The following is a 20,696-nucleotide window of genomic DNA, read 5'->3' as shown; positions in this document are numbered from 1 at the left end:
CGGTAGCGTGTCGGCATGACGTCGCCGTACGCCGACCGCCCCTGGCTCGCCGCCTACCCCGACGGGGTTCCCGCCGACATCGACGAGGTCGACGAGACGCTCGTCGACATGCTCGATGCGAGCGTGCGCCGCTTCGGACGCCGTCCCGCGCTCGAGTTCTTCGGCGCGACGACGACCTATCGCGAGCTCGGCGAGCAGGTCGCGCGCGCCGCGAACGGGCTCCGGCGCATGGGCGTGCGCGCCGGCGACCGCGTCGCACTCGTGCTGCCGAACTGCCCGCAGCACGTCGTGGCGTTCTACGCGGCGCTCCGTCTCGGCGCGATCGTCGTGGAGCACAACCCGCTCTACACGCCGCGAGAGCTGCGCCACCAGTTCGAGGACCACGGTGCGCGGTTCGCCGTCGTGTGGGACGCCGTCCACGACACGGTGGCGGGGCTCCCCTCCGACGTCCGCCCCGACGGCATCGTGAGCGTCGACCTCACGCGCGCCATGCCCTTCGCCCAGCGGATGGCCCTGCGCCTGCCGATCGCGAAGGCCCGCGACGCGCGCGCCAAGCTCACGCGTCGGCCATCCGCCCGCCGGGTGACGACGTTCGAAAAGCTCTGCGGCGCGCGCCCGCTCAGCAGGCGCGCCGCACGGCCGGCGCTCGACGACACGGCCCTGCTGCAGTACACGAGCGGCACGACGGGCTCCCCGAAGGGCGCGATGCTCACGCATCGCAATCTGCGGGCCAACGCCATGCAGGGCCGCGCGTGGGTCGCGGGGCTGCGCGAGGGCGACGAGGTCTTCTACGGGGTGCTGCCGCTCTTCCACGCGTACGGCCTGACGCTGTGCCTCACGACGGCGCTCAGCATCGGCGCCGAGGTCGTGCTCTTCCCGACGTTCGACGTCACACTCGTGACGAAGGCCGCGAAGCGCACCCCGCCCACCTTCCTGCCCGCCGTGCCGCCCATCTACGACCAGCTCGCGCGCGCCGCCAAGCAGGGCTCGATCGATCTCGGCACGGTGCGATTCGCCATCTCGGGCGCCATGAGCCTGCCCGTCCCCACCGTCACGCGCTGGGAGGAGGCGAGCGGGGGCCTCCTCGTCGAGGGCTACGGGATGACCGAGGCGTCGCCCATCGCGCTCGGCAACCCGATGGGCCCGACACGCCGCCCCGGGACGGTCGGCGTGCCGTTCCCGAGCACGGCCATCCGCGTCGTCGACCCGGACGACCCGACCTCGGACGTCGGCGCCGGCGAGGCGGGCGAGCTGCTCGTCCGCGGACCGCAGGTGTTCTCGGGCTACTGGAACCGGCCGCAGGAGACGGCGGACACGCTGCTCCCCGGGGGATGGCTCCGCACCGGCGATATCGCGACGGTGTCGCCCGACGGATTCGTCACGATCGTCGATCGGCTGAAGGAGCTCATCATCACGGGCGGCTTCAACGTGTCGCCGACCGAGGTAGAGGAGGTGCTCGTCACGCACCCCGACGTCGACCAGGCCGCCGTCGTGGCGCTGCCGCGCGGCCAGGGAGGCGAGCAGGTCGCCGCGGCCGTCGTGCTGAGAGAGGGGGCCGCGGTCTCGCCCGACGCCCTGCGCGACTACTGCGCCGCGCACCTCGCGTCGTACAAGGTTCCGCGCCGCATCGTCGCCGTCGACGAGCTGCCGCGCTCGCTCGTGGGCAAGGTGCTGCGCCGCGAGGTGCGAGAGCGGCTCATCGAGGGCTGAGCGGGCGGCTCCGCGGCTTCGCCAGTGCGGATGTCGGCGTCCCGGCGGCTCCGCGGCTTCGCCAGTGCGGATGTCGGTGTCAGACGGCCAAAAGGGCTACATCCGCACTGGCGAACGCGAGGCACACGGCTCAGGGGCGCACCCCGCCGCTTCGCCAGTGCGGATGTTGGCGCCAGGGGGCGTTTTCGCTCACATCCGCACTGGCGAAGCGCGCGGCGCTTACGCCTGAGCGCGGCGCTTACGCCTGAGCGCGGCGAGGTGAAAACGCACCGCGCCGCGCCGCGCTCACGTCACCGGCGGCTTCGTCCCTGCGCCGTCGGGGAAGCGGTCCTCGTCGGGGATGCGGTCGCCGCCGGGAGCGGCCGAGCCCCCGAGATCGGGATCGGTGTCCGGCGCGATCTGCTGGATGGGGATCTGCTCGGTCTTCGCGTAGAGCTCCGTGAACTCCTCGTCGACGACCGGCTCGACCCACGCCAGGTCGTCGGACGAGTGGTCGTAGGGCGCCGGAACGAGCGCGAAGTCGTCGCCGTACTCCTCGAGCCCGGTGCGCACGCTGTGCCGCACGGCGCGCTCGGCGTACTCGTCGCGCAGGATGAGCGGATCGCGCCGCAGATCCTTCATGAACGACACCATCATGAGCGCCATGATGACGGCGAACGGCAGCGCGGCGATGATCGTGACGTTCTGCAGCGCCGTGAGACCGCTGCCCTCGTCGCCGCCTGCGACGAGCAGCACGGCGGCGATCACGCCCACGAGCGTTCCCCACACCACCGTGACCCAGCGCGTCGGCTCCGGGTTGCCGCGCTGCGACAGCGTGCCCATGACGAGCGAAGCCGAGTCGGCGCCCGTCACGAAGAAGATCGCCACGAGCACGGCGAGGATCACCGTCGTCACGGCCGGGAGCGGGAGGTTGTCGAGCACGCCGAAGAGCACGCTCTCCGGCGGGTCGACCTCGAGGCCCGCGCCGTTCATCTGCTGGTCGATGGCGGTCGTGCCGAAGATCGCGAACCACAGGAACGAGATCACCGACGGCACGAGCACGACGACCGACACGAACTCGCGGAGCGTGCGGCCGCGCGAGATCTTCGCGATGAACATGCCCACGAAGGGCGACCACGAGATCCACCACGCCCAGTAGAAGATCGTCCAGCTCGACAGGAACGCCTGCACGTCGGGGCCCTGCGATCCCGAGCGCGCGGCCATCGTGAGGAACTCCGACAGGAACTGCGCCGCGACCGACGGCACGACGTTGACGATGAGCATCGTCGGCCCGACGAAGAAGACGAAGAAGGCGAGCAGCAGGGCGACGACGGCGTTGATGTTCGACAGCGCGCGGATGCCCCGCGAGACCCCCGACACGGCCGACGCGATGAACGCGGCCGTCAGCACGGCGATGACGCCGATGAGAAGGCCGTTGCCGACGCTGCCGAGGCCCGTGATGATCTCGACGCCGTGCCCGATCTGCAGGGCGCCGAGACCGAGCGACGCCGCCGTGCCGAACAGCGTCACGATGATGGCGAAGATGTCGATGGTGCGGCCGATCGCCCCCTGCGTGCGCTTCTCGCCGAGGAGCGGCGCGAAGATCGAGGAGATGAGCGGCGTGCGCCCGCGCCGGTACGCGCCGTAGGCGATGGCGCCGCCCACGAGCGCGTAGAACGCCCACGCCTGCGGGCCCCAGTGGTAGAGCACCTGCGTGAGCGCCGTGTGCATGGCCTCGACGGTGTCGGCCTCGACCGTGTTGGGCGGCGGCGACTCGAAGAAGGTGAGCGGCTCGGCCGCACCCCAGAAGACGAGGCCGATGCCCATTCCTGCCGCGAACAGCATGGAGATCCAGCTGAACACCGAGAACTCGGGCGTCTCGTCGTCACGGCCGAGGCGGATGCGCCCGAAACGGCTGAACCCGACGTAGAGCATGAATCCCAGCACGACCGTCGCGATGACGGTGAAGAACACCCCGAGGTACTCGATCACCCACGCCAGCACGTCTCCCGCGGTGCCCGCGAGGTTGTCGCCCGCGAACACGCCCCAGGCGATGAACGCGACGACGAACACGGCGGCCACGCCGAAGACGAGCCGGTCGGTGCGGAAATCACGCCCCGTCTGCTCGACGCCGATGCCCGGGATGAGCGCGGGATGCACGCCATGCGGGGCGGGGTCGGCGATGTCACGGACGATTCTCTTCGCCGCGTCGGCGGCCCCCGATGGCTTCGAGGGCTCGCTCTGCCTGCGGCGGTCCTTCTCAGTTCCGCTCATTCGTGCCATCCTGCGCCGATTCTCATGGCCCGTCAAACCTCGCAAGCGACTTGACGGGCCGCGCGGGATGTGTCAGGCGACGGCGGCGCGCAGCGCGGCGGCGTCTCCCTGGCGACCCAGTCCGTCGAGCAGGTCCGCGAGCTCGAGCGTGATCCCGGTGTGCGGAGAGGTGCCGACGGGCACCCGATCGCGGGCGCTCTGCAGGATGGCGACGGCCTCCTCCGCGCGCCCCGCGGCGGCGAGGCCCCTCCCCGCGTAGACCTCGCCGCTCACCGCCGTCATGACGTCGCCCTCCGCGGCGAGCGCGTCCGCCGCGCCGAGCAGCGTTCCCACGCCCTCGTCGATCCGGCCGAGGTCGACGAGGAAGCGGCCCTTCGTGTCGAGCACGTTCGCGGCGTACCACGTCGCCTCCTGAGCGGTCGCGAGCTCGCGTGCCCGGTCGAGGTCGGCCATCCCCGCCTCGTCGCCGCCCATGAGGCGCGCCCGCCCGATGCCGTGGAGCAGCACCGGCACGGAGGCGTAGCCGTCCGCGCGCCCGGCGTGGTCGAGCGCGCGCTGCAGCACCTCGAGCGCGTCGGAGTCGCCGAACTGCAGCAGCAGCTCGCCGAGCTGCGAGCCGGCGTCGGCCGCGAGGGCGAACGCCTCCCCCTGTTCCGCGAGCTCCACGGCCTCGCTCCATGCCCGGTAGGCCATGCCCGCCTCGTCGGCCGCGCTGGCGGCGTGGCCGAGGTGCAGCGCCGTCTCGGCCAGCGACGACGGCGCCGTCTCCGCGGCCTTCTCGTCGAGGTAGACCGTCTCGAAGTTCTCCAGCGCGGCCGTCGCATGGCCGGCGTCGAGCTGCAGGCGCGCGAGCGAGAACCGCAGCCCGATGGTGGGCTGCTCGGCGCGCTCGGCGTGCCGCAGGGCGAACTCGAGGCGGGCCGCCGCCTCGTCGTGCCGCCCGAGGTCGGCGAGGATCATGGCGGTGAGCTGCGCCGACTGCGCGATGACGAGCGAGACGTCGATCGCGACCGACTCGGCGAGCAGGCGCTCGGCGACGGCGAGCGCCTCGTCGAACACCCCGGACTGGGCGAGCAGCTGCGCGCGCAGGCGCAGCTCGGTGAACAGCGGCCATCCGGCGTTGCGCGGATCGTCGGTCGCGACGGCGGCGAGCTCCGCGGCCTCCTCGAGGCGGCCGACGCGGGCGAGTGCCTGCAGCCGCAGCGCGGTGAGCGAGAAGCGCAGCAGCTGCGGGTCGTCGTCCGGCAGGATGGCCGACGCCTCGTCGAGGAGCGGCATGGCGTCGTCCGGCCGGTCGGCGTCGAGGTGCAGCGCCGCGATCGTCACGAGCAGATCGGCGACGACGCCCGGCTCGGCGCCTGCGACGCGAGCCGCCTCGAGCGCCTCGGAGAGGGTGGGGATGTCGTCGGACGAGCCGTGGCCGAGGAGCGTCAGGCCCACGCGCTCCTCGAGGCCGGCCTGCGCGTGCGCTCCGACCCGGCGGAGCGCCTCGATGCGGGCGGCGGCATGGACGCCGGCCTCCGCCGGGTCGCCGTTCTGCAGGCTCAGCCAGACGAGGGTCTTGTGCAGCTCGGGGTCGACGGCGGCATCCGAGAGCGCGAGTCCGCGGGCGACGGCGTCGCGCACGCCCTCCGCGTCGGCCGCGAACAGCCGCATGCGGGCGCGGGCGAGCCAGCCGAGGGCGTCAGCGGGCTCGGCGGGGGCGGCGACGGCCGGAGCGAAGGTCTCGCCTCCGAACGGCACGTCGTACCGCGCCGACGCGAGGGCTCGCCGCGCGGCGAGCCGCTGCGCGAACCAGCCGTTGCCGTTGCGCGCGTCGAACCGGCGGGCGATCTCCTCGGCCGCCGCCCAGGCGGCGTCGCGCAGCTGCGCCGCGGTGCGCGGAGAGGCGGCGGCTCCCAGGAGCGGCTCGAGCGTGGGATGGTCGGAGCCGCGCACGGGCGTCCCGCCCTCCCCCGCCTCGACGACGGCGTCGAGGAGGACGCCCACCGCCGCGAGCCCCGAGAAGTGGCTGGCCTCGTGGTACGGGTCGTGCGCGAGCTGGGGGATGTGCCGCTCGAGCAGCTGCAGTCCGCGCGCGAGGTTGCCGGTGACGGCGCAGAAGACGAGGTGGTTCTCGATGATCGGGAAGCCGTCGGGGTTGGTGCGCGCGAAGCGGTAGCTGCGCGCGTGCGCGGCGAGCGCGTCGTCGAACCGGCCAGCGCGCAGCAGGGGGAGCAGGATCTCCGACTCCGCGGCCTCCGGCTCCTCGCCGCACGACAGGTTCTGCTCGAGGATCTCCTCCCACAGCCGGATGGCCTCGGCGTCGTCTCCCTGCAGCTGCGCGAAGCTCGCGTCGCTCGAGCGCACGCACGCCTCGCAGTGGGAGTACTCGTCGCGCTCGAGCGTGTCGCGCTCTGCGACGAAGCGGCCGGCGGCCTCCACGTCTCCGAGGAGCAGGGCGACGTCGTGCTTCGACTGCAGCACGCCCGTCTGCCCGACGCCCGACTCGCGGTAGCGCCGCTCCATGTCGTCGTGGATGGCCGCGACCCGCTCCCTCGGGAAGCGGCTGTTGCTCGCGAGACGCGAGGCCATCCACTTGTACTGGAAGAGGAGGTCGACGTGCACGCCGGGGTCGACGGGGAAGCGCACGGGGTCGGCGTCGTGCTTGCCGACGCACCATCCGAACGAGGCCAGCATGGCGTCGGTGTCTCCGGCCATGTGGGCCGACGGCGTGAGCAGCATGCGGGCCCGGTAGGCGAGCTCCTCCTCGCCCGCCTCGTCGGCGAGGCGCACGGCCTCGTCGAGGAGCGCGCGCTCCTCGGGGCCGACGGGCAGCCCCTCCGCCTCGTCGAGCAGCTGCTCGATCCTCCGCCCCTTCCGGCTCCCGAACTGGCTCACCGCTCCTCCTCCGTGATCCCGACGCTCAGCGTCACCATGTCTGTCATGGCGGATGTCAGCATCCGCCGGTCGGCCGCCGCCAGCGGGCGATGCGAGGCAAGCAGGGCCTGCACGTACAGCAGCTTCGCCGTGCGGTCGAAGACGAGGTCGTCCGCGAGACCTGCGAGGCGCTGGACGAGCGGGTTCGCCCAGTTCACGCACAGGCGCACGGATGCGGCCTCACGCCCCTCGTCGCGACGACGCGCCTCGATGAGCGCGCTCACGTCGCCCAGCACGTCGCCCCAGATGCCCCCGGACGCCTGCTCCCTCGCGGCGTCGCGCTCGATGCGGCGCACGACCTCGGGGTCGACGACGCAGAGCGCCGGGAGCTCGGCGGGAGAGAACCCCCGCGCCGACACGGTGCAGCCGACCTCGGCGAGAGCCGCGGTCGCGCGCTCCTCGAGAGCCACGGCCCGCGCCCTGTCGGCGAGCGGAGGCGGCGTCAGCTCGTCGAGGAGCTCCGACACCGTGACGCGCGCGACGGGGACGTCGAGCAGGTCGGGCAGGCGCCTCAGCAGCGCCGCATCGTACGAGTACCCGGCGTTCACGACGGGGGCGTCTGCCGGCACGACGGCGGCGATCTGGCGGAACTCGTCGACGGTCTCGGCGTAGCGCACGGCGTCGTAGCGGCGCGTCAGCTCGGAGACCCGCATGTCGCCCGCCGACGTCTCGACCGTCAGCCAGGGGATCACGATGCGAGCGAGCTCGTCGTCGTGCACGGCCATCGCCTTGAGGGCGAGCTGGTGCACCGAGAGGAACTCCTGGAACCGCCACGGTCGCGTGGTCGCCTGTGTGAGGATCCACGAGCGGATGGCCGCGCCGAGCTGCTCGCGGGTGTGCTCGAGCGCGGAGTCCTCGACGAATCCCTCACGCGATGCGGTGGGCGACAGGCCCGTCGTGTCGATGACGCAGCGCACGAAGAACGCCCAGTCCGGGAGCATCCCGTCGAGGTGCTCGCCGACGAGCATGCGCCCGAGATGCACCGTGCTGGCCTGGCGGGCGCCGGGCGGCGGCGCGAACGGGAGCACGAAGGCCACGCCCTCCGTGCCCGTGCCGGGGACCGAGAGCGGGATGACGTCGAGGGGCCGGCGGCCGAGCAGCTCGGTGCCGAGCGCGACGACGGAGTCGGAGGGGTCGGCGGCGTCGACGCCGACGAAGGCGGGCACCTCGGTCAGGGTGTCGCGCGTGCCGTCGGCGTTCACGACGGCGACCGCGACGGGCAGGTAGCGCCCGAAGCGCGTCGCGAGGGCGCGGACGCGGTCGGCAGAGAGCAGGGCGGCGTCGTCGGGGCGCGGCTCCAGCGCGATCTCCGTGCCCACGGCCATCCGGTTCGTCTCGTCGGCGTCGAGCTCGCGGATCGCGAACGACCCCGACGCGTCGCCGACCCACTCGATGGCGGGCGCGGCCGTCGCCGAGCGGCTGCGCACGACGATGCGGTCCGACACCATGAAGCAGCTGAGCAGTCCGATGCCGAACTGGCCCAGGTAGTCGGAGCGCCGCGTCTGCAGCAGGTCGTCGCGCTTCGACGAGCGCCCCACGGTGGAGAGCAGCTCGGCCGCCTGGCCGGCCGTGAGGCCGATGCCGTCGTCGCGGAAGCGGAAGGGGCGGCCGGGCGCCGCCGGCTCGATCTCGAGGAGCCCCGCCGGCGCCGAGGGGTCGGCCGCCCGGCGGGCGCGGATGGCGTCGCGTCCGTTCTGCAGCAGCTCGCGCAGGAAGACCTGCGGGCTGGAGTAGATGTGGCGGCTGAGCAGGTCGACGACGCCCCGCAGATCCACCTGGAACGGCCGCACGTCGGGGATGTCCGATTCGAACCTCACCCGTCCAGCCTACGGATCCCCGCTCACCAGATCGTGACGCGCTCCTCCTCCGGCAGCCACAGGCGGTCGCCGGGCTGCACGTCGAACGCGGTGTAGAACGCGTCGACGTTGCGGACGATCTGGTTGCAGCGGAACTCGTTCGGCGAGTGCGGGTCGATCGTGAGCAGGCGGATGGTCTCGGCCTCCCGCGACTTCTGCTGCCACACCTGGCCCCACGACAGCAGCAGGCGCTGCACGCCCGTGAGGCCGTCGACGACGGGCGCCTCCGCGCCGCCGAGCGACAGCTCGTACGCCTTGAGGGCGATGCCGAGGCCGCCGAGGTCGCCGATGTTCTCGCCGATCGTGAGGGCCCCGTTGACGGTGTGCGATCCGTCGAGCCCCTCGGGGACGAGCGCGTCGTACTGCGCGATGAGCGACGCCGTGCGCTGCTCGAACGCGGCCCGGTCGTCCTCCGTCCACCAGTCGTTGAGGGCGCCCGTGCCGTCGTAGCGGCTGCCCTGGTCGTCGAAGCCATGGCCGATCTCGTGGCCGATGACGGCCCCGATGCCGCCGTAGTTGGCTGCGGGGTCGCGGTCGGCGTCGAAGAACGGGTACTGCAGGATGGCCGCAGGGAACACGATCTCGTTCATGAGCGGGTTGTAGTAGGCGTTGACCGTCATGGGCGACATGAACCACTCGTCGCGGTCGATCGGCTTCCCCACCTTGCCGAGCTGGCGGTCGTGCTCGGCGATGCTGGTGCGGCGCACGTTGCCGACGAGGTCGGTCGCGTCGATCTCGATGGCGGAGTAGTCCTTCCACCGGACCGGGTATCCGATCTTGGGCGTGAAGGCGTCGAGCTTCGCGAGCGCCTTCTCACGCGTCTCGGCGCTCATCCACGGCAGCGACGAGATGCTCTGCCGGTACGCCTCGACGAGGTTCGCGACGAGCTCGTCCATCGCGGTCTTCGCCGCCGGCGGGAAGTGGCGCTCGACGTAGACGCGTCCGATGGCGTCGCCGAGCGCCCCCTCGGCGAGCGAGACGCCGCGCTTCCAGCGATCGCGGATGGTCGGCACACCCGTCAGCTCTGTGCCGTAGAACGCGAAGTTCTCGTCGACGAAGGCGTCGGACAGGTAGGGGGCGAGCGCGTGCACGACCTGGAAGCGCAGCCAGGCGCGCCAGTCGTCGATCCGCTCGGCGGCGAGCAGGGAGCCGAGGCCCTCCAGGGCGGACGGCTGGTAGACGACGGCCTCGGCGAACGTCTCAGGCCGGCCGGGGGCGACGGCGTCGCGCCAGGGCGCGAGGTCGACGCCGGCGAGGGAGACGATCTCGTCCCACGTCTTGAGGTTGTAGGTCGCGACGGCGTCGCGGCTGCGCACGTTGTCCCAGTGGTGCGCGGCGATGTCGCGCTGCAGCGCGTACACCCGCTCGGCCTGGTCGGCGGCGTCCGCGACGCCCGCGATGTCGAGGAGGCGCTCGATGTGGCCGCGGAACGCGGCGCGCGTCGCCTCGAAGCTCTCGAGGCGGAAGTAGCTCTCGTCGGGCAGGGAGATGCCCGACTGGACGAGGAAGGGCACGTAGCGGGACGGGTCTCCCGGGTCGGGCTCGACGAAGACGCCGATGGGCGACCCCAGCCCCTCGCGGTCGAACTCGCCCGCCGTGCGGAGCAGCGACGGCACGTCGGAGACGGCGTCGACGCGGGCGAGCAGCGGGGCGAGCGGCGCGGCGCCGAGCGCGTCGATGCGCGCCGTGTCCATGAAGCTCGCGAAGACGTCGCCGACCTTGCGCGTCTCGGTTCCCGGCTCCGCGTCCTGCGACTCCTCGACGATGACGCGGACGTCCTTCTCCGCCTGCTCGGCGAGCTGATGGAAGGAGCCCCAGCGCGCCTTGTCGCCGGGGATCTCGGTGCGGTCGATCCAGGCGCCGTTCACGTGGCGGTAGAGGTCGTCCTGCGGACGGATCCCCTCGCTCAGCTCGTCGATCGCGATTCCGGAGGTCAGGGGCTCAGCCGTCATGGTGACCATCGTAGGGTCGGCCCCCGACCCCGGGGTCGGATCCGGGCGTCAGTCGGAGGGGAACGTCGACTCGTAGATGCTCGGGTCGATCGTGCCGAGGTACGCGAGCGAGCCGAAGAAGAAGATCGCCCCGAGGATGCCGCCGATGATCGTCAAGCCCAGCAGGATGTAGCCCGCGACGACGGCCGTGAGGGCGATGCCGCGCCCGCCCTCGCCCGTCCGCTTGATCTGCGACAGGGCGATGTGGCCGAGGATGATGCCGAGGAGCGACACGAACCACACGACGATGATCGAGACGATCGCCATCGTGTTGGTCTGCGCGGGCGCCGGGGAGCCGTAGCCCGCGGCAGGGTAGGCGGGCGGCTCGCCCGGAGTCCCGTACGAGGAGGCGCTCCCGTACGAGGAGGGGCTCCCGTATCCGGAGGGCTGCTGCGGGTCGGGGCCAGGCGGGTAGTTCGGCGTGGACATGGCTTCCTCTCGACGGATGCGGCTGCCCGGCAGGGGCCTCCCGCGCAGTCACGGGCGATGGTACAGACGGCGGCGCGCCCAGTCCAGCCGCCGGCACCCGCCGCCGTCGGCGGCCCGCTCTAGGCTCGGAGGGTGACCGACCGCCGCACGCTCAACCGCGACATCCTGCGGCTCGCGCTGCCGGCCCTCGGCGCCCTCGTGGCGGAGCCGCTGTTCCTCGCGGTCGACGCGGCGATGATCGGCCACCTCGGCTTGTCCGAGCTCGCGGGCCTCGGCATCGCCTCGGCCGTGCTGACGACGATCGTCGGCCTGATGGTGTTCCTCGCGTACTCGACGACGCCGGCCGTCGCCCGACGGTTCGGAGCGGGAGACGTGCAGGGCGGCGTCTCGGTCGGCATCGACGGCATGTGGCTCGCGCTCGCCATCGGGGCGGTGCTCGCCGTTGCGGGGTCGTTCGCGACGCCCGCCGTGGTGGGCGCGTTCTCGCCTGCGCCCGACGTGGCCGCGGCGGCCGAGGCGTACCTCGGCATCTCGATGTGGGGCCTGCCGGCGATGCTCATCGTGTTCGCGGCGACGGGCCTCCTGCGGGGCCTCCAGAACACGATCGTCCCGCTGTGGATCGCGGGGGCGGGCTTCACCGTGAACGCCCTCGTGAACTGGCTGTTCATCTACGGGTTCGGATGGGGCGTCGCGGGGTCGGCGGCCGGCACCGTGCTCGTGCAGTGGGGGATGGTCGCGGCCTACGTCGTCGTCGTGGGACGCCTCGCGCGCCTCCATCGGGCATCCGTGCGTCCGCAGCGCGAGGGCGTGCGCGGCTCCGCCCGATCAGGCGGATGGATGTTCCTGCGCACCGTGAGCCTTCGTATCGCGACGCTCGCGACCGTGGCCGTGGCGACGGCCCTCGGCACGGAGGAGCTCGCCGGCTGGCAGGTCGTCTTCACGATCTTCTCGACGACCGCGTTCGCGCTCGACGCCCTCGCGATCGCGGCGCAGGCGCTCGTCGGCAAGGCGCTCGGCGAGCGCGACCCGCACCAGGTGCGCGCCGTGCTCGGCCGCACGGTGTCGTGGGGCGTCTGGGCGGGCGTGGCGTTCGGCGTCGTCATCGCCGCGCTGTCGGGCGTCATCGGCCTCGTGTTCACGGGCGACCCCGCGGTCGCCGCCTTCATCCAGCCGGCGCTCCTCGTGCTCGCTCTCTCGCAGCCCGTCGCCGCCTTCGTCTTCGTGCTCGACGGCGTGCTCATGGGCGCGGACGACGCCCGCTATCTCGCCGCCGCCGGCGGCGTGAATCTCGTACCCTACCTGCCGGCGCTCGCCCTGCTGGCGTGGCTCGCGCCATCCGGTCCTGCCGCGCTCGCGTGGCTCGCCGCCGCCTACTACGGCGTGTACCTGCTCGTGCGCGGCGTCACGCTCGGCGCCCGCATCCGCGGCACCGCCTGGATGCACCACGACACCTGAGGCGACGCCCAGAGGCGCTACCGGCCGGCGGCCTCGAGCTCCGCGATGACGATCTTCTTCTGCCGCATCATGACCTGGATCGCGGCGGGCCCGCTCAGGAGCTCCGCCATGCGGCGCGGCACGATCTGCCAGCTGAGTCCGAACCGGTCCTTGCACCAGCCGCACTGCTCCGCCTCCGGAACGTGCGAGAGCGCCGCCCAGTAGCGATCGATCTCATCCTGGTCGTCGCACGTGACGACGAACGAGATCGCCTCGGTGAACCGGAACAGCGGGCCGCCGTCGAGGCAGACGAAGTCGACGCCGGCGAGGGTGAACGACCCGTTCAGCACCTTGCCGCGCATCCCGGCGAAATGCGGGTCGAGGGCCTCATCGGGGTATTCCTCGATCGATCTGATGGCGGAGTCCGGGAAGACGCCGACGTAGTACTCCATCGCCTCGCGCGCGTCGCCGTCGAACCACAGGCAGGGCTGGATGGGTGCGAGATCGGCCATGACTCCTCCTCGAATCGTCCCCCGCGGTCAGGCTACGCCGACGGCGCCCAGCGGCGCACCCACTCGTACATGACGACGGCGCCCGCGGCGGAGGCGTTGATCGAGCGCGTCGACCCGTACTGCGTGATCTCGATGTGCGCCGAGGCCGCGGCGAGGGCTTCGGCGCTGAGCCCCGGGCCCTCCTGGCCGAAGAGCAGGATGCAGCGCTCCGGCAGCTCGGCCCTGTCGACGGGCACGGCGTCGCCGACGTTGTCGACGGCGACGATCGGCAGGTCCTCCCCCGCCGCCCAGGCTGCGAACGACGCCACGTCGGGGTGGTGTACGACGTGCTGGTAGCGGTCGGTCACCATGGCGCCGCGCTTGTTCCAGCGCCGCCGCCCGATGATGTGCACGGTGTCGGCGAGGAAGGCGTTGGCGCTGCGCACGATCGAGCCGATGTTCATGTCGTGCTGCCAGTTCTCGATCGCCACGTGGAACGCGTGCCGTCGTGTGTCGAGGTCGGCGACGATCGCCTCCATCCGCCAGTACCGGTACCGGTCCACGACGTTGCGGGAGTCGCCGTGCGCGAGCAGCTCGGGGTCGTACTCGTCCCCGTCCGGCCATTCGCCCGGCCACGGCCCGACCCCGTGCGTGGTGAGCTCGCGGCTGGGCTCGGGCTGCGGGTCGATCACCCGTCGAGGGTAGCCGGAGTCAGCGCACGTGCGCGGTGTGCCCCTCCACGACGGGCGTCGCCACCCACTGACCCGAAGCCGCGGACTCCTCGGCGGCGGTGAGCACCTGCGCCGAGGCGAGCGCGTCGTGGATGGTCGAGGTGCCGGAGGCGGATCCCGTCGCGGCAAGCAGGAATCCGCGCGCCTCGATGACCTTGAGATCGTCGTAGCCCATCGAGGTGCCGGGGCCGGGCTGGAAGCGCGAGAACTCCGGGAACGACGCGTCGGCCATGAGCCGCGTGTAGCCGACGCTCTCGCCGGGACGGCGGATCGCCACCTCCAGCTCGTTGAGGCGCTCGAAGTCCCAGCGCAGCGAGCCCTCGGTGCCGAAGATCTCGATGGCGTACTCGGCCTGCGGGCCGACGGCGATCCACGACGCGTCGAGGGTGCCGAGTGCGCCGGCGGCGAACGCCGAGTCGTCGAACCGCAGCAGCATGTTGGCGTAGTCGTCGTTCTCGACGGGCAGCATCCGGCCGGCGTCGGGAGACCCCGGCAGACCCGGCCGCTCGGTGATGTAGGTCCCCGTCGTCGCCGTGACGGAACCGATGGGGCCGAGCAGGAAGTGCACGAGGTCGACGAGGTGGCCCATGAGGTCGCCCAGCACACCCGATCCGCTCGTCTCGCGGACGAAGCGCCAGGCCCTCGGCGACTGCGGGTCGGAGCTGAAGCCGCCGAAGAAGCGCCCGCGCACGTTGGTGATGCGCCCCAGGGCGCCGTCGGCGATGAGCTGCCGCGCCTTGCGGATGGCCGGCGGCTGACGGTAGTTGAAGCCGATCGTCGTCGCGACCCCCGCGGCGATCGCCGCATCGCGGATGGCCGCGGTCTCGTGGGCTCCACGGCCGACCGGCTTCTCGATCCAGAAGTGCTTGCCTGCGCGGGCGGCGGCGATGCCGACCTCGGCGTGCAGGAAGTTGGGAGCGCAGATCGAGACGACGTCGACGTCGGGGTCGGCGAGCACCTCGCGATAGTCGGCCGTGGCCGCCCCGTAGCCGAGCACGTCGGTCGCGTACGCGCGACCCGCCTCGGCAGTATCGGCGGCGCGCACGAGGCGGGGCCGCAGCCCGAGCTCGGGGTAGACGTGCGGGAGCCGCGTGTAGGCGCGGCTGTGCAGCTGGCCCATCCAGCCGACACTGACGAGGCCGACGCCGATCTCTCGGGCGGGGGAAGCGGTCATGACGGACCTCCGTGGTCTGCGGATCCTTCTCTGGACCGGTCCAGACTAGGAGCGCTCGCCCCCCTTTGTCAAGACATGGCTCCCTCACGCCGACGGCGTCGAGCTCCGTATGACGAGCCGGGGCGCGACGAGGGTCTCGACGGGCGGCTCCGTCCCGGCCTCCACCGCGAGGATCCGCTCCGCGGCCGTCGCGCCGATCTCGGCATTGCGCGGGTCGACGCTCGTGAGCGCCACCTGCGGCAGGCGCGCGATCCGCGAGTCGTCGTACCCCGTGACGGCGAGGGCGGCGCCCGTCGCGGTCGCCGCGGCGAGCGCTCCCACTGCGGCGAGGTCGTTGGCCGCGACGACGGCGGTGGGCGCCGGACGCCCCTCGGCGAGGAGCGACCGTGCGGCGGCGTGCCCGCCCTCCTCCGAGAAGTCGGACGGCGCGACCTGCACCTCGAGGCCGTGCGCGGAGAGGGCGGCGGCGAAGGCCTCCGCCCGCCGCGTCGCGACCGCACCGCCGCGGCCCCCGATGTGGGCGATGCGGCGGTGCCCGCGCGAGACGAGGTGGTCCACGGCCATCCGGATGCCCGCGGCGTCGTCGGAGCGCACGGTCGCCGCGACGTCGGCTCCCTCCGAGGCCGCGCTCGCCACGACGATCGGCGTGCCGGAGACGAGCCCGGCGAGAGCCGGGAGGTCGGGGATCGAGCCGACGACGAGCACGCTCCGCGGCCGCAGGTCGCCGAAGATCGCGAGCGCGCGCTCGTCGAGACGGGGCACGCCGTCGGCGTCGGGCAGCATCGCCGAGGTGAGGAGAGCCGCACGTCCCGAACGGGCGAGGGCGGCGCGTGCGGCGTCGACGACCTCCGCGAAGACGGAGTGCCCGAGGTCGGCGACGAGCACTCCCGTGAACCCGCCGTCGGAGGCCGACAGCGTGCGCGCCGTGAGGTTCGGACGGAAGCCGAGCTGCTCCGCCGCCGCGACGATGCGCGCCCTGCGCTCATCGCTCACCCCACCCCCGGAGTAGTGCAGCGAGACGAGCGACTTCGACACGCCGGCGGCCGCCGCGACGTCGCGGATCGTGGGGCGTCTCGCCTCTGCCATCCGCCCATTCTGCCTCGGACCGGTCCAGGCTCGCCGCCGCGTAGGGTGGGGGCGTGGCCTCCCCCGCAGCCGACGACTACCTGAAGACGGTCTACTCGCACACCGAGTGGCAGGACGACCCGATCACGCCGTCGGTGCTGGCCGGCAAGCTCGGCGTCGCGCCGTCGAGCGTGACCGAGATGGTGAAGAAGCTCGCCGCGGCCGGGCTCGTCTCCCACGTGCCGTACGGCGCCGTCCGCCTCACCGACGAGGGGCGCCGCCGTGCCGTGGGCATCGTCCGCCGCCACCGGCTCATCGAGACGTGGCTCGTGCGCGAGATGGGCTATGGATGGCACGAGGTGCACGACGAGGCGGAGGTGCTCGAGCACGCTCTGAGCGACCGGCTGCTCGAGCGCATCGACGACCGCCTGGGCCGGCCGTCGCACGACCCGCACGGCGACCGGATCCCCGACGCCGACGGCCGCGCCGAGCGCGAGCCGTTCGTGCTGCTCGCCGACGCCCCCGCGGGGCACGCGGGCCGCGTGCTGCGCGTGCGCGACCGCGACCCCGACCTCCTGTGCGCCATCGAGGAGGCCGGGGTCGACGTGGGCCGCACGCTCGCCGTCACGGCCGACGGCATCCTGCTCGACGGCGCGCCCGTCGCCCTCCCCGAAGGGGCAGACGAGGTCATCTGGCTGACGGCGTAGTACCGCGGCACGACATCCACCCCCGAGGATCAGCCTCGACGCCGACGCGGGCAGGGCCGCCCGCTCCGTAGCGTCGGAGGCATGATCACGGCAGAGAACCTCACGAAGCGCTTCGGCGCCAAGACGGCGGTCGACGGCATCACCTTCGAGGTGCGCCCCGGCCGCGTCACGGGCTTCCTCGGCCCCAACGGCGCCGGCAAGTCCACGACGATGCGGATGGTCGTCGGGCTCGACCGGCCGGACGCCGGCACGGTCGCAGTGAACGGCCGTCCGTTCGCGGAGCACTCCGCGCCGCTCACCGAGGTCGGGGCGCTCCTCGACGCGAAGGCCGTCCATCCCGGCCGCACCGCCGAGGCGCACCTGCGCCTGCTCGCCGCGACGCACGGCATCGGCCGCGCGCGCGTCGAGGAGGTCATGGAGCTCACGGGCATCACGGGCGTCGCCCGCAAGCGCGTCGGCGGCTTCTCGCTCGGCATGCACCAGCGGCTCGGCATCGCCGCGACGATGCTGGGCGACCCGCACACCCTCATCCTCGACGAGCCCGTCAACGGCCTCGACCCCGAGGGGGTGCACTGGGTGCGCGGATTCGTGCGCTCCCTCGCCGCCGAAGGGCGCGCCGTGTTCCTCTCCTCGCATCTCATGAGCGAGATGGCGCAGACCGCCGACCACATCATCGTGCTCGGCAAGGGGCGCATCCTCGCCGACGCCCCCGTCGGCGACTTCCTGCAGGGCTCGGGTCGCGAGCGCACGCGCGTGCGGGCATCGGACGCCCGGCGCCTCGGCTCCCTGCTCGCCGGCGACGGCGTGTCGCTCACGCAGACGTCGTCGGACACCCTCGAGGTCGAAGGGCTCCCGGCCGCCCGCATCACGCGCGTCGCGGTCGGCGCCGACATCGACGTGCACGAGCTCGTCCCCCTCCGCGGCTCGCTCGAGGACGCCTACCTCGCCCTCACGGGCGACGCCGTCGAGTACCGCAGCGACCCGGCCGCCGTCGCGGCCTGAACGGAGAACAATGTCCACCGCCACCGCGGCCCCGCGCCGCCTCGCGCCCTCCGTCGGCGCTCCCCGCCTCACCTTCGCGCACCTCGTCCGCGCCGAGTGGATCGCGCTCGCAAGCCTCCGCGGCACGATCGTCACGCTCATCGTCGGCTCGGCGCTCGTCGTCCTCGCCTCCGTCGGGCTCACCGCGATGATGCTCGTGCTCACCGACGCGGCGGAAGGGATGGCGCCTCCCGCCCTCGCGATGACCCTCAACGGCGCGGCCGTCGCCCAGATCGTCGCCGTGCTGGTCGGGGTGAGCGTGTTCGCCAAGGAGCACGCCACGGGGTCGCTGCGCACCCAGCTCGCCGCCGCGCCGCGGCGCGCCGCCACCATCGGCGCGAAGGCCGTCGTCGTGGGCGTCGCGTCGTTCGCGTGGTCGCTCGCGGCGCTCGCGGTCTCGTTCGCGGGCGTCGTCGCGGTCTCGGCCGCGGCGGGTGCCGAGGTGCCCTTCGACGACGCGCTGACGCAGATCGCGCTGCCGATCGCGGGCGCCGCCTTCTTCGTCGCCCTCGTCGGGGTGTTCTCGCTCGGGATGGCCGTGCTGCTGCGGTCGGAGACCTGGTCGGTGACGCTCGTGCTCGTCTTCCTCCTCATGATCCCGACGGTGCTCCTCACCCTCCCCTTCGAGTGGGCGCCGACCGTGGCGGAGTACCTGCTGGGCTCGGCCGGCGAGGTGTTCTCCACCGCCCACGCCGAGATCACGGGCGAGGTCGTGCGCGATGCGGTCGTCGCGATCGCCTGGCCGGCCGCGGCGCTCGTCGCCGGCATGGCCGTGCTCAGCCGTCGCGACGCGTGACGCGGCCCCTCACCCGCCTGCCCCCGACCCCGCAGACGTCTCTCGAGGTCGGGGGCCTCCCCCGTAGGCTCGCACCCATGGCCCGATCACACCGCAGGAGTTCCTCGCCGGATCGGGCCCTGAACGCGCTTCCGCTCGCGGCGCGCGGCGTGATCTCCTGCACTGTGTACCGCCTCCGAGCCGAGCACACCGGGAGCGGGGGATGAGCGACCCCGACCTCGCGCTCCCCCGCGCGCCGGGCATCGTGCGGCGATGGCTCGAGGGGCACCCGCGCCTCGTCGACGCCGCGGTCGTGGTCGCCTGCCAGATCGCGCCGGCCGCGCTCATCCTGCTGCTCGCGGCGGCCATCCCCGAGGACTACGCGCTCGAGCCGTGGACCGTCGCGGGGACGGCGGGATGCCTCGCCGTCGGCGCCGTCATGCTGCTCCTGAGGCGGCGCCGGCCGCTCCTCGCCGCCATCGTCTGCGGGACGCTCGCCGTGCTCCCGATGCCCTTCGCGATGGGCGGCGGCATCGCCGTCTTCGTCGCGCTGTATGCGCTCGGCGTGCACAGCACGACCCGGCGCACATGGCTCGGCTTCGCGGCCGCGACGGCCGCGACGGTGGTCGCCTCCGGCGTCGCGACCGTCGTGTCGCTCGTCGAGGGCACGATCGCGAGCGAGCTGTGGGGCGACGCCTCCGCGCCGCTGCCGAACGCCGTCATGTACCTCGTCCCGACGCTGCTCGGCCTCTCGGTCGGCAACCGCCGACGGTACATCGACGCCCTCGTCGCCCGCGCCGCCGACCTCGCGCGCGAGCGCGACCAGCGCGCGCAGCTCGCCGTCGCCGACGAGCGGGCGCGCATCGCGCGCGAGATGCACGACATCGTCTCGCACAGCCTCACCGTCATGATCACCCTGTCGGAGGGGGCGGCGGCGCAGGCCGAGGCGGGGCGGCCGTCGCCCGACGCCATGCGCACGGTGGCCGAGACAGGCCGCTCGTCGCTCGCCGAGATGCGGCGCCTGCTCGCCGTGCTGCGCTCGCCCGACGAGGGCGCCGAACTCGCGCCGCAGCCGGGCGACGCCGATCTGGATGTGCTCGCCGAGCGGTTTCGAGAGGCGGGGCTGCCCGTGCGCCTCACCCGATCCGGACCCGCGATCGCCGACGGGGCGCTGGCCCTCACGATCTTCCGCATCGTGCAGGAGGGGCTCACGAACGTGCTCCGGCACGCACCCGGTGCGCGGCGCGTCGAGGCCTCGGTGCTCCGCGGGGGCGGTCGCGTCGTCGTGGAGGTGGTCAACAGCGCGGGCGGGCGCCCGACGGCGGCTCCCGGCGGGCGCGGCACGGGCATCGTCGGCCTGCGCGAGCGGGCGGCGCTGTACGCGGGCGCCGTCGAGGCGGGAGCGACAGCGGAGGGCGGATGGCTGCTGCGGGCCGAGCTCGCGGACACGGGAGAGGACGGCACATGACCGACAGGATCAGGGTCGGCGTCGCCGACGACCAGCAGCTCGTGCGGCTGGGGCTGCGGATGGTCCTGGATGCGCAGGACGACGTCGAGGTCGTCGGGGAGGCCGACGACGGGGCGGGGGCGATCGCGCTCGCCGCGCGGGGCGACGTCGACGTGCTGCTCATGGACGTGCGGATGCCGAACATCGACGGCATCGCGGCCACCGAGCGCATCGCCGCGGTCGGCGACCGGCCGCGCGTGCTCGTGCTGACGACGTTCGACCTCGACGAGTACGCGCTCGCGGCCATCCGGGCGGGGGCGAGCGGGTTCCTCCTGAAGGACGCCCTCCCGGCCGACCTGCTCGCGGCCATCCGCGCCGTGCATGCGGGCGACGCGGCACTCGCGCCCAGCACGACCCGGCGCATGCTCGAGCGGTTCGCGGCCGCGTCCGAGCCGCGGCCGTCCGCCGACGCCCTCGACGCGCTCACCCCGCGCGAGCGCGAGGTCTTCGTCGCGATCGCCGAGGGGCTGACGAACGACGAGCTCGCCGAGCGCTTCTTCCTCGCCCCGTCGACGGTGAAGACGCACGTCGGGCGGCTGCTGCAGAAGCTCGGCGCGCGCGACCGCGTGCAGCTCGTCATCCTCGCCTACGAGACGGGCGTCGTGCGCTGAGC

16 protein-coding genes are annotated in these 20,696 nt (G+C 73.2%); 7 read left to right on the top strand and 9 right to left on the bottom strand.

Features of this window, described 5'->3' with window-relative positions:
- Positions 1 to 15 precede the first annotated feature (15 nt).
- Positions 16 to 1,710, top strand: a complete 1,695-nt coding sequence (locus ACWGPF_RS02375) for a long-chain-fatty-acid--CoA ligase (protein ID WP_452331291.1) — start codon at positions 16 to 18, stop codon at positions 1,708 to 1,710.
- Positions 1,711 to 1,995: 285 nt separating this feature from the next.
- Here ACWGPF_RS02375 and ACWGPF_RS02370 read toward each other — a convergent pair whose 3' ends face one another.
- The 5 genes from ACWGPF_RS02370 to ACWGPF_RS02350 form a co-directional block, all read right to left on the bottom strand.
- Positions 1,996 to 3,963, bottom strand: coding sequence for a BCCT family transporter (locus ACWGPF_RS02370; protein ID WP_452331290.1), 1,968 nt, complete (start codon positions 3,961 to 3,963; stop codon positions 1,996 to 1,998).
- Positions 3,964 to 4,035: 72 nt separating this feature from the next.
- On the bottom strand, positions 4,036 to 6,843 hold the full coding sequence (locus tag ACWGPF_RS02365) for a hypothetical protein (RefSeq protein WP_452331289.1): 2,808 nt from the start codon (positions 6,841 to 6,843) through the stop codon (positions 4,036 to 4,038).
- Positions 6,840 to 8,699 (bottom strand): HSP90 family protein, encoded by a 1,860-nt coding sequence (locus ACWGPF_RS02360; RefSeq protein ID WP_452331288.1) that lies wholly within the window; start codon positions 8,697 to 8,699, stop codon positions 6,840 to 6,842. The genes ACWGPF_RS02365 and ACWGPF_RS02360 overlap by 4 nt, the downstream gene beginning before the upstream one ends.
- A gap of 23 nt (positions 8,700 to 8,722) precedes the next feature.
- Complete coding sequence (locus ACWGPF_RS02355; RefSeq protein WP_452331287.1) at positions 8,723 to 10,690, bottom strand: M13 family metallopeptidase; 1,968 nt, start codon at positions 10,688 to 10,690, stop codon at positions 8,723 to 8,725.
- A gap of 48 nt (positions 10,691 to 10,738) precedes the next feature.
- Positions 10,739 to 11,158 carry a DUF4190 domain-containing protein gene (locus ACWGPF_RS02350; protein WP_452331286.1) on the bottom strand — a complete coding sequence of 140 codons (420 nt, stop codon included), beginning with the start codon at positions 11,156 to 11,158 and terminating at the stop codon, positions 10,739 to 10,741.
- A gap of 132 nt (positions 11,159 to 11,290) precedes the next feature.
- Here ACWGPF_RS02350 and ACWGPF_RS02345 point away from each other — a divergent pair, with 132 nt between their 5' ends.
- Positions 11,291 to 12,613, top strand: coding sequence for an MATE family efflux transporter (locus tag ACWGPF_RS02345; RefSeq protein WP_452331285.1), 1,323 nt, complete (start codon positions 11,291 to 11,293; stop codon positions 12,611 to 12,613).
- Positions 12,614 to 12,630: 17 nt separating this feature from the next.
- On the opposite strand, the gene ACWGPF_RS02340 is transcribed toward ACWGPF_RS02345, so the two are convergent.
- The 4 genes from ACWGPF_RS02340 to ACWGPF_RS02325 form a co-directional block, all read right to left on the bottom strand.
- Positions 12,631 to 13,104: a VOC family protein gene (locus ACWGPF_RS02340; RefSeq protein ID WP_452331284.1), complete on the bottom strand. Its 474-nt coding sequence runs from the start codon at positions 13,102 to 13,104 to the stop codon at positions 12,631 to 12,633.
- Between the two features lie 32 nt (positions 13,105 to 13,136).
- Positions 13,137 to 13,775, bottom strand: coding sequence for a TrmH family RNA methyltransferase (locus ACWGPF_RS02335; protein WP_452331283.1), 639 nt, complete (start codon positions 13,773 to 13,775; stop codon positions 13,137 to 13,139).
- A gap of 19 nt (positions 13,776 to 13,794) precedes the next feature.
- The gene (locus ACWGPF_RS02330; RefSeq protein ID WP_452331282.1) at positions 13,795 to 14,988 is read right to left on the bottom strand and encodes a Gfo/Idh/MocA family protein; all 1,194 of its coding nucleotides are present in this window, start codon (positions 14,986 to 14,988) and stop codon (positions 13,795 to 13,797) included.
- Between the two features lie 84 nt (positions 14,989 to 15,072).
- Positions 15,073 to 16,074 carry a LacI family DNA-binding transcriptional regulator gene (locus ACWGPF_RS02325; protein WP_452331281.1) on the bottom strand — a complete coding sequence of 334 codons (1,002 nt, stop codon included), beginning with the start codon at positions 16,072 to 16,074 and terminating at the stop codon, positions 15,073 to 15,075.
- 53 nt (positions 16,075 to 16,127) lie between these two features.
- On the opposite strand from ACWGPF_RS02325, the gene ACWGPF_RS02320 reads away from it, so the two are divergent.
- From ACWGPF_RS02320 to ACWGPF_RS02300, 5 genes are all read left to right on the top strand, one after another.
- Complete coding sequence (locus tag ACWGPF_RS02320; protein ID WP_452331280.1) at positions 16,128 to 16,760, top strand: metal-dependent transcriptional regulator; 633 nt, start codon at positions 16,128 to 16,130, stop codon at positions 16,758 to 16,760.
- Positions 16,761 to 16,841: 81 nt separating this feature from the next.
- On the top strand, positions 16,842 to 17,762 hold the full coding sequence (locus ACWGPF_RS02315; protein ID WP_452331279.1) for an ABC transporter ATP-binding protein: 921 nt from the start codon (positions 16,842 to 16,844) through the stop codon (positions 17,760 to 17,762).
- Positions 17,763 to 17,772: 10 nt separating this feature from the next.
- Positions 17,773 to 18,597 (top strand): hypothetical protein, encoded by an 825-nt coding sequence (locus ACWGPF_RS02310; RefSeq protein ID WP_452331278.1) that lies wholly within the window; start codon positions 17,773 to 17,775, stop codon positions 18,595 to 18,597.
- Between the two features lie 202 nt (positions 18,598 to 18,799).
- Positions 18,800 to 20,044: a sensor histidine kinase gene (locus ACWGPF_RS02305; RefSeq protein ID WP_452331277.1), complete on the top strand. Its 1,245-nt coding sequence runs from the start codon at positions 18,800 to 18,802 to the stop codon at positions 20,042 to 20,044.
- A complete protein-coding gene (locus tag ACWGPF_RS02300; RefSeq protein ID WP_452331276.1) occupies positions 20,041 to 20,694 on the top strand; it encodes a response regulator in 654 nt (217 codons plus the stop codon). The genes ACWGPF_RS02305 and ACWGPF_RS02300 overlap by 4 nt, the downstream gene beginning before the upstream one ends.
- Positions 20,695 to 20,696: the final 2 nt, after the last annotated feature.

The organism is Microbacterium sp. NPDC055683, from assembly GCF_053617895.1.
Note: the sequence above shows the minus strand (reverse complement) of the source record. Positions and strands in the feature narration are given on the sequence as shown.

Bases quoted from the DNA above. Each gene is read 5' to 3' on its own strand.
- ACWGPF_RS02375 (WP_452331291.1), top strand. From the start codon at position 16: ATGACGTCGCCGTACGCCGACCGCCCCTGGCTCGCCGCCTACCCCGAC.
- ACWGPF_RS02370 (WP_452331290.1), bottom strand. From the start codon at position 3,963: ATGAGCGGAACTGAGAAGGACCGCCGCAGGCAGAGCGAGCCCTCGAAG.
- ACWGPF_RS02355 (WP_452331287.1), bottom strand. From the start codon at position 10,690: ATGACGGCTGAGCCCCTGACCTCCGGAATCGCGATCGACGAGCTGAGC.
- ACWGPF_RS02350 (WP_452331286.1), bottom strand. From the start codon at position 11,158: ATGTCCACGCCGAACTACCCGCCTGGCCCCGACCCGCAGCAGCCCTCC.
- ACWGPF_RS02340 (WP_452331284.1), bottom strand. From the start codon at position 13,104: ATGGCCGATCTCGCACCCATCCAGCCCTGCCTGTGGTTCGACGGCGAC.
- ACWGPF_RS02330 (WP_452331282.1), bottom strand. From the start codon at position 14,988: ATGACCGCTTCCCCCGCCCGAGAGATCGGCGTCGGCCTCGTCAGTGTC.
- ACWGPF_RS02325 (WP_452331281.1), bottom strand. From the start codon at position 16,074: ATGGCAGAGGCGAGACGCCCCACGATCCGCGACGTCGCGGCGGCCGCC.
- ACWGPF_RS02315 (WP_452331279.1), top strand. From the start codon at position 16,842: ATGATCACGGCAGAGAACCTCACGAAGCGCTTCGGCGCCAAGACGGCG.
- ACWGPF_RS02310 (WP_452331278.1), top strand. From the start codon at position 17,773: ATGTCCACCGCCACCGCGGCCCCGCGCCGCCTCGCGCCCTCCGTCGGC.
- ACWGPF_RS02305 (WP_452331277.1), top strand. From the start codon at position 18,800: ATGAGCGACCCCGACCTCGCGCTCCCCCGCGCGCCGGGCATCGTGCGG.
- ACWGPF_RS02300 (WP_452331276.1), top strand. From the start codon at position 20,041: ATGACCGACAGGATCAGGGTCGGCGTCGCCGACGACCAGCAGCTCGTG.